The following is a 13,668-nucleotide window of genomic DNA, read 5'->3' as shown; positions in this document are numbered from 1 at the left end:
ATCTGCGTCATGTCGAGAACAGGCGGCCCGCCTTCCGGCAGGACACCCGTCCCCGGAGTCAGCCTTCAATCTTGTCAATCTGCGCCTTCGTCTTGCCTTCCAAGTCCTGCGGAAGCGGCTGGAAGTGCACCGGCGAGAGGTACTTGGTGTCGTTGCCACCCTGTGGGTCTATCGCCCATTGCAGGAAGTTCTTCAGCGCCTTGGCGGTGGCAGCATCCGACTGGTGGCTGCGGACAATCGCGTACTCAAAGTTGATAATCGGATACGAGTTATCCCCCGGTGCGTCAATCAGCGAGATCCGCTCGTCATCCGGCACCTTTCCCACCATGGCCGCAGCCGCGCTCTCGATGGAACTGGCGGTTGGTAAGGCAAACTGTCCAGCCTTGTTCTTGAGCGCCGCATAGCCCAATCCGCCCCGCGTCGCTTGACTCAACCAGCTGATGCCGACATAGCTGATGCTGTACTTGTTCTTTTCCAGCGCCGTGACGATGCCGTCGTTGCCCTTGGCGCCAATCTCTCCGCTGACCGCCGGCCAGGACACATCCGTGCCGAACCCGTACTTCGATTTCCACTGCGCATTGTTGTCCGAAAGGTACTGCGTGAACAAGAACGTGTCTCCGCTGCTGTCGGATCGCCTGACCACAACGATCTTCTGGTGTGGCAGGTGGATACCCGGGTTCAAGCGCTTAATCGCCGCGTCATCCCAATAGGTGATTTGGCCCATGTAAATCTTGGCGAGCACGTCCCCGTCCAAGTGCAGGTGTTTCCCGCTCGCCTCCGGCAGATTGTACATCACCTGCTGCGCCGAGACCGCCAGCGGAATGTTGAGCATCGAGGAATCCTGCTGCATCTGCGCATCCGACAGATAGGCGTCCGACCCGCCGATTTCCACCAGGCCCTGCATGGAATCGGAAATCCCTTCCCCGCTTCCCGTGGACGCCGCAGACAGCTGTACGTTCGGGTGCTCGCCCTGGTAGGCGGGAATCCACTGCCCGTTGAACAGCGGGTACAACAGGGAGGATCCCGTCTCATCCAGTTTCACCGTCTTCGATCCGCCGCCGGATGCGCCCGTCTGATTGCTCGAGTTGCTCGTGTGCTCGGCGCCGCTTGTCGTCTGGTTGGCTCCGTTGTTCGATCCGCCCGAGTTCGTGCCGCAGCCAGCCACCGTCAACACCAGCGCGGCCGCCGCCGCGCCCCCCATCCAAGTCCGCGTCCGAATGTCCATGCGCATCACCTTGTCCCTCCATGTCTTCACATATTTGTAACTCCTGTCGATTGTCATGATAGGGCTGGAATGTAAACACACCGCGAAGCCAGGTTCAAGAGTTTGTAAAGGCACGGTGAAGACTCCATGGACGTATCTCCTTTGTCGCCGGTCAACTCGCCAGCGCCTGCTCCGCCGCATGGGGCGCACGGGCGCCGGGACGCCAGAACGCGCTGCCGGCACGAGCACCCCCGCCCCCGGGGCCCGGCAGGCCTGCGCCAGGCCCCAAGGCTTCAGCCAAAACGGCCGGAGATGTAGTCTTCCGTCCGCCTGTCTCGGGGATGCTCGAACACCTCTGAGGTGTCCCCGAACTCAATCAGCTCCCCGTTGAGGAAGAAGGCGGTGCGGTCGGCCACCCGGATCGCCTGCTGCAGGTTGTGGGTGACGATGACTATCGTGTAGCGGCTCTTCAACTCGCGAATCAATTCTTCAATGCGCAGGGTGGACACGGGATCGAGCGCCGAGGCGGGCTCATCCATCAGCAGCACCTCCGGCTCCACCGCCAGGGCGCGGGCGATGCACAGCCGCTGCTGCTGCCCGCCGGAGAGCGCCGTCGCCGGGTGGCGCAGCCTGTCTTTGACCTCGTCCCACAACGCGGCCATGCGCAGGCTGCGCTCCACCCGCTCGGCCAACTCCGACCGCCGACGCACGCCGGAGAGGCGCAGCGCCAAGGCGATGTTGTCAAAGACGGAGAGCGTCGGGAACGGGTTGGGTTTTTGAAACACCATGCCGACGATGCGCCGTACATCGACCGGATGCATCCGGCAGAGGTCTCCCTCCTCCAGCTCAATTCGCCCCTCCATGCGGGCGCCCGGCACGGTCTCGTGCAGGCGGTTGAGACAGCGAACAAACGTGGACTTGCCGCACCCGGACGGACCAATGACAGCCGTAGCGGTGTTGGCCTTTAGCTCTATGTCGATGGATTGGAGCGTCTGTTGATCTCCATACCAGGCCGACAACCCGGCCACGGATATGGACTTGCCCATCACGCCACCCCGTTTCTGTCGCAATCAGGTTCCGAATCAACGCCAACGGACATCCACGCTCAGGGTAGCAGGGGGATATGAAGGGGTTGTTGGGATTTTGTTAAGAAGGTGTAAAGAGGCGGGAGCGGCGGCCCCTTCAGGGCTTTGGCGGCACCGGCGCCCCTGGCACGCGACCTCCCGTCAGCCGCGCCAGCGTGAACCAGAAGTCGCTGCCTTGGCCGGGAGCGCTGGTGAGACCCAGATCTCCGCCATGCAGTCCGACAATGTGCTTGACAATGGCCAGCCCCAATCCGGTGCCCCCGGTCGCTCGGCTGCGGTCCTTGTCCACCCGGTAAAACCGCTCAAATACCCGCTGCTGCTGGTCCTCGGGAATTCCGATGCCGGTATCCTGAACGTGCACGCGCACGCGGTCGAGAGAAACCTCGCAGCGGACCTGGACCTGGCCGCCGGCGGGGGTGTAGTGAATGGCGTTGGTCAACAGATTGAGCAGCACCTGCAGAATGCGGTCGGCGTCTGCCCACACCAACACGTCACAGGCAGGGGCCGTCTCCAGGCGAATACCGTGACGGGCAGCCTCACTCTGCACCCGAGTGAGCGCCTTGTCGATAACCTCGTCCATGGCCACAGGCGCCAATTCCAGCGCCGCGTCGGCGGTTTCCAGACGGGACAGGGTCAACAGGTCGGCGACCAAATTCTCCATACGCTTGGCCTCGTCGACAATCACCCGCAGGAAGTCACTCTGCACGTCCGGTGTGACACCGTCTGCCAGGAGCGTCTCGGCAAAACCGCGGATGGAGGTGATGGGGGTCTTCAGCTCATGGGAGACATTGGCCACAAAGTCGCTGCGCATCCGCTCCAGGCGCTGCCACTGCGAGATGTCGTGGAGCAAAATCAGGGCTTCAAACGGGCGCTGTTCGGCAAAGCGAGGCGTCATCGCCAGCGGCAGGGGCACCACCCGCACCTCCACCGTGACGCCGCCTTCGACCACCAGCGCGTCCTGCCACGGCTCCCCGTGAAACAGGGCGCGCGTCAAGGCGGCGGCAACTTCCGGGTGGCCGCGAAACACGGTCCAATACTCCAAACCCAGGCACTGGGCGCGCGGCCGCCGCAGGAGGCGCGCACCCGCCTCGTTCATGCGTTCGATGCGCCCCAGGTGGCTGACAAAGACGACGCCGCTGGTCAGGTGCTGCAGGATGTGTTCCAGCAGGTCCCGCTCCGCGCGCAGTCGCTCCTGGTGCTCGGCGAGCATGTGAATCATGTGGTTGACCGCGTCGAACACCACCACCTCGACGCGGCCCTGGTGGCTGGACAGCTTGGCGTCAAACTGGCCGTGCGCAAGCTGCCTGGCGACGTCCGCAATGTGACGGAGAAAGCGATTCCTGCGCGCCACATCCAGGCGCCACAGCGCGCACGTGACCAGCCACACCGCCAGCGGCAAACCTATCCACCAGACCACTCACTCAAGCCTCCTTTGGGCTGAACTTGTAGCCGACGCCGCGGACCGTGTGAATGAAGCGAGGGTGCTTGGGGTCCCGCTCAATCTTTTCGCGCAGATGGGACACGTGCACATCCACAATGCGCGTGTCCGCACTGGCCCAGTAGCCCCACACCTGATCCAACAGTTGATCGCGCGTCAGCACCCGATCCCGATGCTCCATGAGGTACCGCAGCAGTTCAAACTCCTTCGGGGTCAGGGCCAGCCCCTCGCCGTCCAGCGTCGCCTCATGGCGAACCACATCCACCACCAATCCGTCCGCCGACAGCCGCGGCGCTTCGTCGGACCGGCCGGCCTCCGCCGCCAATTCCCCGCGCCGCAGTACGGCCTTGATGCGGGCCACCAGTTCACGCGGGCTGAATGGCTTGGTCACGTAGTCATCCGCGCCGATTTCCAGTCCCAGCACTCTGTCCAGTTCCTCATCCCGCGCTGTCAACAAAATAATCGGCACCACCACCTGCTGCTGCCGCAGGCGCCGGCAGACCTCCATCCCGTCCATGCCCGGCAGCATGACGTCCAGAATCACCAGGTCATAGTGAGTCGGATCGGCCATGACGCGTTCGTACGCCGTCCGGCCGTCCGTCACCGTCTCGGTTTCAAAACCTGCCCGCTGACAATTAAACTCCACCAGTTTGACAATCGCCGGCTCGTCATCGACGATCAACAACTTCTGCGCCTGCAAGGGTGAATGGCCCACCAGCTACCCGCCTCCCGTATCGTGACCGTACCTAGTATAAAGATTGTACATCGGATCGATGAACGATTTGTAAAGGGCGTGTAAAGGTTCCTTCCAGGAGTTGTTACGACTTTTGTCATACTCTGCCAAGCATTTATCTTCATGATAAAGATAATTTCCGATATACTGAACCCCAGGTGATACCATTGTGCGCTGAAACCACGAGCCAGCTGGAGATTGCCAAGGAGCTGTGCGGCTTGGGACCGGACCTGGTGCGGCAAGTCGTCCGTTTCATGGCCCCCTTGCACGAGCAGTTTGACCTCACCCCAGCTCAGTCGTTCCTCTTGACCCATCTCTATCAGCACGGGCCGGCCACGGCCAGTACGATTGCCGAGTGGATGGGCATCACTTCGGGACCGGTCACCAATCTGACCGCCCGCTTCGTGCGCCGCGGATGGATTGAACGCAGGCCGGATGAAGCGGACAAACGCATCAGTTGGTTCACGCTGACCGAATCTGGACGCCTTTTGGCGCAACGGTTCATAGCGGCCAATGAGGAGCTGTGGCGGCGCGTCATCGCCGCCATGGATGCGCGGCTGGTGGCACAGGCGGTGCCGCTGCTCAAGGACCTATCCACCGTCCTGGCCGGCTTGACGGACACGGCCGTTTCATGAGCAGACCTCATGCGGACCCTGTGCGGACAAAGGAGGCAGACAGATGTATGCGCGATTAGGCCCGTTCATCCACCGGTTTCGCTGGTGGATTGTGGCAGCCTGGCTCGTCATCACCGCCGCATCGTTGATAGGGCTGCCCAACCTGAACACGGTGGTGTCCCATACCAAGACCGACTACATCCCGCAAGACTCGTCCGTCATCACAGCGAGCAACCTGGCCAAACATGTAGACCCCAAGCATCAGGCCCAGAGTACAGCGGTGATTGCCGTCCACAATCCCCACGGACTGACAGCCGCTGACAAGGCGTACTTTGACAGGCAGCTGAAACAGATTGAAAACAACAAACAGCACTACGGCGTGACGTACGTGCAGGACCTGGAGAACAGCGGATCGGACAGCAAAGGGGTATTCCTCAGCCGGGACGGAAGCACCGAAATCGCCATGGTGGGCCTGCGCTACGACGTCGCCAGCGACGCCATCAAGGGAGCTCTGAACAGTCTGCATCAGGTGTTCACCCACCCGCCCAGCGACGCCAGGGTCTATTTTACCGGCGACGCGCCGCTGCAGCAGGACGAAATCGCGGTCTCCATGGCCGGCGTCGAAAAGACCGCGTACATCACGGTGGCGCTGGTGCTCATCATCCTGTTGTTGGTTTTTCGGTCGATTGTGGCGCCCCTGGTGACGCTGTTGGCGGTGGGCCTGACGTATCTCATCACGACCGGATTGGTCGCCTGGTTGGCCGGGTTTGGCCTGCCCGTTTCGAGTTTTACCCAGACCTTCTTAATCGCCGTCTTGTTCGGCGCCGGCACCGACTACTCCATCATCATCATGAACCGCTACCGAGAGGAACTGGGGCGAAAGCCGGACGACCCCGCGGCCGCCCTTGCGCACGCCGTGGCGGCGATTGGCAAGACGGTCCTGTTCAGCGGACTGACGGTGCTCACCTCGTTCGCCGTCCTCTACCTGGCCCACTTCGGGCTGTACCGCAGCGGCGTCGGTGTGGCGGTCGGCATGGCAGTGTTGATTGTGCTGTGCTTCACCTTCATTCCGGCGTTGATTGGCATCCTCGGGCCATGGCTGTTCTGGCCGCGCCGCATCGGCGCCGCCAACGCCCATCGCCCTTCCCGCGTGTGGGGATTTACAGGCGGCGTGGCGGTGCGGCGGCCTTGGTGGACGCTTTTGTGCCTGCTGGTCGTGCTCACCCCGTTGGGACTCTTGTTCACGGATCCCCGCTCGTTTGATCCACTCGGGGACATCCCGGGGGCCAACTCTGCGCAGGGGTTTCGCGTCGTCTCGCAGGCGTTCGGCCCCGGTACGGTGATGCCGCTCAACATTGTCCTGCATACGGATCGAAACCTGCGCACATCGGCCGGACTTGCGACGATTGAACAGGTGTCCGAAAGCGTCGCCGCCCTGTCCGGGGTGCAAAAGGTCGACAGCGCCACCCGGCCGGAGGGGCGCGTCATCCGCGATTTTCAATTGGCGAACCAAAACCAGCAGGCGGCCTCGGGTCTCAGGTCGGTGCAGAAGGGGCTCGGGCAACTGGCCAGCCAATTGCAGACAGCCGCTGGCGGTCTCCAACAAGGCGTGACGGGCAGTACCCAGTTGGAACAGGGAGCGCGGCAGGTGCAGTCCGGCGCCAGCCAGCTGGACAGCGGCCTGTCCACAGCCGCCAGCCAGACCAAGAAGCTGGCTGACGGGGCCAATCAACTGGCGGCGGGCACCTTGGGGCTAAAGCACGGTGTGGAGCAGTGGCAACAAGGGGCTAGCCAATTGAATGCAGGCGCCAAGAAGCTGGCCGCGGGCACGCGGCAGCTCAGCGCCGGGTTGAACGGACCGGACGGGTTGGCCCAAGGCAGCGCGAAGCTGGCCGAAAGTCAACAGCAGCTGGCTGGCCTGAACAGCCAGCTCGCCGAGACGCTGAACGATTGGGTCAAGGCGCACCCGACGGAAGCGGCCGATCCGTCCGTGCAGCAGATGCTGCAGTTGGCGAATGCGGCCGCAAACGGCGAGCAGCAGGCGGCCAGCGCGAGCAAACAGCTGGCGGACGGGACGCAGGCGGCAGCAAAGGCGGCCACGCAGGTGGACCAAGGGGCGCAGCAGGTAGCCAGCGGCCTCGACCAACTGTCCGCAGCAGCCGGCCCCTTGGCCAACGCGACTCTGAAACTGCACCAGGGCGCGCAGCAGCTGGCAGGCGGCAGCCAGGCCTTGGCGGATGGTCTGTCGCAACTGAGAAGCGGCGCCAAGTCCCTGTCCAGCGGCAGCGCCCAGTTGGCAGACGGGGTGGATTCCCTGGCCAATAGCCTTCAAGCGGCGCCTGGCGGGCTGAGCCAGGCCAGCACAGGGGCGAACAAACTCTCCTCCGGCGTCTCCCAGGTGCAGAGTTTCCTGCACGGCTCGGCCGAGGCCGGCAGCGGCCATGGCAGCCCGGGATTTTACGTGCCGGAGAGCACCGTCGAGAACGACCGGCAGTTGGCGAAAGCGATGGACGCGTATATCTCGCCCGACGGCCATACGGCAAAGTTCTCCGTGATCCTGCGAGACAACCCGTATTCCAACGCTGCCATCCGCCTTGTGCCGAACGTGGAACAGGCGGCGCGGACCGCCCTGGCGGCCAGTCCGATTCAGCAAGGGCAGATCCTGTCCTATGGGACCACCGCCCAGCAGGCGGAGTTGAACCGCATCTCGAGCCAGGACTTTACCCGCACGGTGGTGCTCATCCTCGGCGTCATCTTCCTGCTGCTGGTGCTGATGCTCCGCTCCATCCTGGCGCCGCTGTACATCATCGTCTCGCTGGCCGCCACGTACTTTGTCACCATGGCCGGCTTGCAGCTCATCTTTGTCGGCATTCTGGGCAGAACCGGGCTCAACTGGGTCGTGCCGTTCTTCGTCTTCCTCATCCTCGTGGCATTGGGAGTGGACTACAGCATCTTCTTGATGACTCGTTTTGAGGAAGAACAACGGCAGACGCGCAGCATAGGCGAGGCGATGCACACCGCGATGAAACACATGGGGGGCGTCGTCTTCTCCGCCGCCGCCATCATGGGTGGCACCTTCGGATCGATGATTGCCACCGGCGTGGCCTCCCTGGTAGAAATCGCCACTGCCGTGATGCTGGGGCTGGTCTTGTATGCCCTGATCGTTCTGGCCTTCTTGGTCCCGGCCTGCGCACGGGTGATTGGCGCAGGACACGGTTGGCCCTTCCGGTCTGTCCAGCCACAAGCCGACACACCCGGGCAGGGTCCACCGGAACGCGTTCCCTCGCAGTGGCTGCCTGAATGAGACAGCCACAGCCCCATCTCCCAGCTTGAACAGAACCCGGACCCCATGCGTCCGGGCTCTTCATATTTATCCCATTTTCACGCCTTTCGGTTGAGCGTATAATAAATCCGAGGATTGATTCAGGAGCAAAAACTTTTTGGAATCGAAGGGATACCCATGGCTGTCTGGAAACGAAACCTGTTTGTCGTTTGGTTTGGTTGTTTCGCCACCACCGCTGGCATGAGTCTGGTCGTGCCGTTCCTCCCTCTTTACATTGGGGAACTGGGCGTCCATAACACGGCCGCAGTGGAACAGTGGTCCGGTGTCGCTTTTGGCGCCACGTTCCTGCTGGCGGCCATCGTCGCGCCGGTGTGGGGCCGTATGGCCGATACCTACGGACGCAAGGTGATGCTGCTGAGGGCGAGTCTGGGCATGGCCGTCATCATGACCCTGATGGGGTTTGTCCAGAACGTCTGGGAATTGGTTGGCCTGCGCCTGCTGATGGGCGGGGTATCCGGATACATCTCGGCTGCCATTACCCTGGTGGCCACCCAAGCCCCCAAGGAGAAGTCGGGATGGGCGATGGGCACGCTGAACACCGGAACGGTAGGGGGCTCTCTGTTGGGTCCGCTGTTTGGCGGCCTGCTGGCCGATGCCCTCGGTTTGCGCCACGTCTTTTTTGTGACGGGCGCCTTTATGTTTATGGCCTTTGTGGTCACCGTACTGTTTGTAAAAGAAAGCTTTGTGCGGCCCAGCGCCGAGGAACTGAAAAACAGACCGAAGCTCACGCGGCGCGAGGTGTTTGCCCGGTTGAGCAACCCGCGCACAGTGTGGGCCATGTTTGTAACCACATTCATGCTGCAATTGGCAATCATGTCCATCAACCCGATTGTCACCGTCTATGTGCAACAACTCAGTCCGCACAGCCGCCACATCGCGCTCATGGCCGGAGCGGTGGTGGCAGCCGCGGGATTGGCCAACGTACTCGCTGCGCCCACGATTGGCAAACTGGCCGACAAGGTGGGTCAGCAGCGCGTCCTTGTGACCTGCCTGGCCGCCTCGGCGGTCGTGTTCGTGCCGCAGGCGTTCGTCCAGAACGCATGGGAACTGCTGGTCCTGCGCTTCGTTTTGGGTTTGTTCATGGCGGGACTGCTGCCGTCGGTCAACTCGTTGGTACGCCGTCTGGTTCCGGACGACATCGCGGGACGCATGTTCGGCTACAATCAGTCCGCCCAGTATTTGGGCAACCTCTGCGGGCCCCTGCTCGGCGGCCAGCTCGCCGCAGCGTTCGGAATCTCCGACGTGTTCTTTGTCACCGCGGCCTTGTTGTTCATCAATGCGGCCTGGGTCTGGTTTAACCTCGGCAAACAGCCCCTGCCGCAGGTCCCCAGGCTGCGCCACTCGCACAAATGAAGGCAACCGACAGCGAAACCCGGGAGGGTCACACCCCCTCCCGGGTTTCATTTCAATCCACTGCCGGCCCACCCAGTCGGGACCCTTGAACGGTCCGTCCGCGCCCGCACAGCCTGCTCATGATAAGGCTGCAAGCGCAGCCGCGGCTACGGGCTGGCCTTCGCCGCCACAGGCGTCTCCGCGCTCTCGACAGGGCTCTCCGCCAGGTGTTTCGCCCACTCGTCTGGAGACAGAAGATCGGGATAGGCCGACTCGTTGTGGAGCACCGCGTCCAACCCCAGCTCTTCTTCCTCCGCGGTGACGCGGAAGCCCATCACCTTATCCACTATCCAAATCAGAATCAGCGTACCGATGCCCGAGAACAGCCAGGTGGCCACCACGCCGCACAACTGCAGCAGCAGCTGGTGCGGATTCCCATGGAGGACACCGTTGGCCCCTGCCGAATTGACAGCCGTGGTGGCGAACAAACCAGTGGCCAAGGCGCCCCAAGTGCCGCCGATGCCGTGGCCGCCAAAGGCATCCAGGGCATCATCGTAGCCCAGCCGCCCCTTCATGAACGTGCAGGCTAGATAGCACACAATGCCCCCAACGAAACCGATGACCAGCGACGCCCCCGGAGTGACAAATCCGGCCGCTGGGGTGATGGCCACCAACCCCGCCACTGCACCTGCGCAGGCGCCGACCAACGTGAAGTGACCCGTCCGTAAACGCTCGGTCAACATCCAACCCAAAGCCGCCGCCGCGGTCGCCGTGTTGGTCGTCACGAATGCGCTGGCCGCCAACCCGTTTGCCGCCAAGGCGCTGCCGGCATTGAACCCAAACCAGCCAAACCAAAGCAGGGCCGTGCCGAGCAGAACGAACGGCACATTGTGCGCGCGGATGCTGTCCGATCCGTAGCCCACACGCTTCCCGAGGTAAATCGCGGCCACCAAACCGGCCACGCCGGAGCTGATGTGAACCACCGTGCCGCCGGCGAAATCCAGCACACCGAGGTCGCGCAACCAGCCGCCGACGCCCCAGACCCAGTGTGCGAGCGGATCGTAAATGAAAGTGGACCAAAGCAAGATAAAGACGAGAAACGAAGAGAACTTGACCCGCTCGGCCAGGCCGCCGACAATCAGCGCGGGCGTGATGATGGCAAACATAAGCTGGAACATACTGAACGCCCCGGCTGGTACGGTGGCCGCATAGTCGCTGTTGGGAGCAGCGCCTACCCCGTGCATCAGGAACCAACTGAGATTACCGACCACGTGGCCGGCGTCGGGACCAAACGCCAGGCTGTAGCCGAAGACCACCCATTGGACTGAGACCAGTAGGATGACGGCAAACGCCTGAAACATCGTGGTGATGACGTTCTTCTTGCGAACCAGGCCGCCGTAGAAAAAGGCGACGCCGGGCGTCATGATGAGGACGAGTGCGGCCGACGCCAGTACCCATGCCGTATCCCCCGGATCGATCTTTGGCATAATACTTTACACCCCTCTCTGGTTTCTGCTCACAATGTATCCTCCCTGGCTGGTACTTTCAATGATTTTTGTTATGTTTAATGACATTCCTAACTGAACTTGCAATCGATCGGAGTCGTCATACCCTCTCGCGACTTGAACGAAACATGATAGAATACAATTGGGAGGTTATGCGATGAACGAAGCGGACCTGGACTACCGTGAAGCCTTTGCGGCCGTGCGGGCGGAACTCGGTAAACACTATGAGGTTCCGGACATCGTGCGTCCCAGTTCGCGCTTTGTGTTCCTGCTCGAATCTCCGCATGTGCAGGAGCTTCGCTACCGAGCCCCTGTCTCCGGGTCTTCGGGCGCCACCATGAGCCGACACCTGTTTGGCGAACGCTACGCACGCTTTCCACTCGGATGGCTGGTCAAGAAAAACGCGGACGAGGAAAAACACAGGCCGAGCCTTGACCGAATCGGCCTCATGAACGTGTCCAACATCCCCATGCAGGCAAGCGCCTACCGCAACCGCGACGTCCACAAGCGGTACGGCCAATGGCTGCAGGCCCTCGAGTTTGTGCGCGCCAACAACCACAGGGAGCAGTTCGACCAACCGATGGCCCAGGCGGTGCAGGACGTCTTGGTTGAGTCCCTGCGCGAAAAGTTGCACCAGCTTACCGCCCGCTCGTGCGTGTTCGTACCCTGCGGACGGTTTGCCCAGAAGTTTTTCCGCCTGGCCGGCGTACAGAGCGAGCACTGGCTGGTGATTTGGGACGTGCCCCACCCGTCGTATAACTCCTGGGATCGCGCCCGCTATCAGCCGGCCATCGAACGCCTGCGCGAAGCCTGGAACCGTTCGGCTGCGTATGCAACCGCTGCCGCTGCCAACGACAGTCCCGATAGCGACGCGCGGCCTGTGTGAAAGAAATCCCTGCCCCCGCCGTCATGGGAATACACGCTCGGTATAGGGGGAAACTCGGGATGCAGAGCGATGTGTTGTGCGTCGAGGAAGGGATGTCCCATGGGACCACATGCGCCGTGGCTTGTCGCTTGGATGGCCTTGGTACAATCCGTCGTGTTGCTTGGCCTTGGCCTGCTCTCCGTATTCACAATGCCTTGGTGGGGGCGCGTGGTGTTTGGGCGCGTCTTTCGCGACGCGGTGACCAAGGTGTTCGCGGAGCCTTACACGCAAAACCTTGCGGAGGGGCTCACCGCGCTGCGCAAATTCGGGGTGCAGTGGACCATCGAAAGCGAACTGCGCGCGCAGGAAGGCATGCCGCTGGGCAAGCCCATCGGCACCGCGCGCGCGTTTCCCCACTTCGACGGGCTGCTGTTCTCACCCGCACAGCTGCGGCGGCACGCTCTCGACAACCACATCCCGGTCTCCACCACCACCATAATCGGGAGAAACACGAAAAAACCGCTCGTGCTGTCCATCCCCATTCTGGTGACCGCCATGGGATACGGTGTGGCCCTGAGCAAGCCCTTCACCCGCGCCCTCATGAAAGGCGCCGCCTTGGCCGACACCGCCAGCAACACGGGACAGGGGCCGTGCCTGCCGGAGTTTCGCCAGCTGGCCAAGCACCTGGTGGTGCAATACCACGCCTCTCCCTGGCGGCCCACCCCAGACACCCTGCGGCAAGCCGACATGATTGAGATTCGCATCGGCCAAGGGGCCAACGCCGGCTGCGGAACCTTCATCCCCCCCGACCACCTGACGCCGGAAATGGCCGCCGACATGGGATTGTCGGGGACTCGGCGACAAGGCGGTTACATTCCCGCGGGCGTTCCCGAAGCCAAGAACGAGCGCAGGCTGCGCCGGTTGGTACAGTCCCTACGCCAGCTGAGCGGAGGAGTCCCGATTGCCGTCAAGCTAGCCGCCAACCATGAACTGGAGCAGGACCTGCTGATGGCTGTCCGTGCAGGCGTTGACGTAGCGGTGCTGGATGGGGCGCAGGGTGGAACCCAATCCGCAGCGGCCATTCTCGTCGATGATTTTGGCCTGCCGACCCTATCCGCTTTGTGCCGGGCGGTTCAATTCTTGCGATCCAAGGGTTGGCGCGACAAGGTCGACCTCATCATCTCCGGCGGCCTGCGCACCCCCGGGGATATGCTGAAAGCCCTGGCTTTGGGTGCCGACGCGGTCTACATTGGGACCGCCGCCCTGTTTGCGACGACCCACACGCAGATTGTCAAGGCGATCCCGTTTGAGCCTCCGACCTCCCTGGCCTGGGCCACTGGCGCCCATCGCCAGCAATTTGATGAAGAGGAGGGCGCGCAAAGCCTGGCAAGATTCCTCAACAGTTGCGCGGAAGAGATGAAAACGGGTGTTCGCGCGTTAGGGAAGAAGTCGGTGCACGACGTCTGCGAAAGCGACCTTGTGGCATGGAACGCGGACGTCGCCCGCATCACAAAATTGCCGCTCATCTAGCCTCGTCACGCACCGGATT

Annotated in this window: 10 protein-coding genes; 5 read left to right on the top strand and 5 right to left on the bottom strand. The window is 62.4% G+C overall.

What is annotated here, in order from left to right; translation table 11 throughout:
- Positions 1 to 58: 58 nt before the first annotated feature.
- From pstS to ASH01S_RS09460, 4 genes are all read right to left on the bottom strand, one after another.
- Complete coding sequence (pstS, locus tag ASH01S_RS09475) at positions 59 to 1,255, bottom strand: phosphate ABC transporter substrate-binding protein PstS (RefSeq protein ID WP_245629015.1); 1,197 nt, start codon at positions 1,253 to 1,255, stop codon at positions 59 to 61.
- A gap of 242 nt (positions 1,256 to 1,497) precedes the next feature.
- Positions 1,498 to 2,250: a phosphate ABC transporter ATP-binding protein PstB gene (gene pstB / locus ASH01S_RS09470; protein WP_067927011.1), complete on the bottom strand. Its 753-nt coding sequence runs from the start codon at positions 2,248 to 2,250 to the stop codon at positions 1,498 to 1,500.
- A 136-nt stretch (positions 2,251 to 2,386) separates the two neighbouring features.
- Positions 2,387 to 3,706: a sensor histidine kinase gene (locus ASH01S_RS09465; protein ID WP_067927009.1), complete on the bottom strand. Its 1,320-nt coding sequence runs from the start codon at positions 3,704 to 3,706 to the stop codon at positions 2,387 to 2,389.
- A 4-nt stretch (positions 3,707 to 3,710) separates the two neighbouring features.
- Positions 3,711 to 4,442: a winged helix-turn-helix domain-containing protein gene (locus ASH01S_RS09460; protein WP_281178208.1), complete on the bottom strand. Its 732-nt coding sequence runs from the start codon at positions 4,440 to 4,442 to the stop codon at positions 3,711 to 3,713.
- 185 nt (positions 4,443 to 4,627) lie between these two features.
- Between ASH01S_RS09460 and ASH01S_RS09455 the strand changes: the two genes are divergently transcribed.
- From ASH01S_RS09455 to ASH01S_RS09445, 3 genes are all read left to right on the top strand, one after another.
- On the top strand, positions 4,628 to 5,095 hold the full coding sequence (locus ASH01S_RS09455; protein ID WP_067927006.1) for a MarR family winged helix-turn-helix transcriptional regulator: 468 nt from the start codon (positions 4,628 to 4,630) through the stop codon (positions 5,093 to 5,095).
- Positions 5,096 to 5,138: 43 nt separating this feature from the next.
- Positions 5,139 to 8,378 (top strand): MMPL family transporter, encoded by a 3,240-nt coding sequence (locus tag ASH01S_RS09450; RefSeq protein ID WP_083516998.1) that lies wholly within the window; start codon positions 5,139 to 5,141, stop codon positions 8,376 to 8,378.
- A 156-nt stretch (positions 8,379 to 8,534) separates the two neighbouring features.
- Positions 8,535 to 9,770 carry a multidrug efflux MFS transporter gene (locus ASH01S_RS09445; protein ID WP_067927004.1) on the top strand — a complete coding sequence of 412 codons (1,236 nt, stop codon included), beginning with the start codon at positions 8,535 to 8,537 and terminating at the stop codon, positions 9,768 to 9,770.
- Between the two features lie 146 nt (positions 9,771 to 9,916).
- Here the strand turns inward: ASH01S_RS09445 and ASH01S_RS09440 are convergent, their stop codons facing one another.
- Complete coding sequence (locus ASH01S_RS09440) at positions 9,917 to 11,227, bottom strand: ammonium transporter (protein WP_217996310.1); 1,311 nt, start codon at positions 11,225 to 11,227, stop codon at positions 9,917 to 9,919.
- A gap of 184 nt (positions 11,228 to 11,411) precedes the next feature.
- Here ASH01S_RS09440 and ASH01S_RS09435 point away from each other — a divergent pair, with 184 nt between their 5' ends.
- Both ASH01S_RS09435 and ASH01S_RS09430 read left to right on the top strand, forming a co-directional pair.
- Positions 11,412 to 12,140: a uracil-DNA glycosylase family protein gene (locus ASH01S_RS09435; protein WP_067926999.1), complete on the top strand. Its 729-nt coding sequence runs from the start codon at positions 11,412 to 11,414 to the stop codon at positions 12,138 to 12,140.
- A gap of 99 nt (positions 12,141 to 12,239) precedes the next feature.
- Positions 12,240 to 13,649, top strand: a complete 1,410-nt coding sequence (locus ASH01S_RS09430) for an FMN-binding glutamate synthase family protein (protein WP_245629014.1) — start codon at positions 12,240 to 12,242, stop codon at positions 13,647 to 13,649.
- Positions 13,650 to 13,668 lie beyond the last annotated feature (19 nt).

It is taken from the genome of Alicyclobacillus shizuokensis NBRC 103103 (assembly GCF_001552255.1).
GTDB lineage: Bacteria > Bacillota > Bacilli > Alicyclobacillales > Alicyclobacillaceae > Alicyclobacillus_G > Alicyclobacillus_G shizuokensis.
The sequence above is the reverse complement of the archived record's forward strand: the minus strand, read 5'-3'. Positions and strand labels throughout refer to the sequence as shown.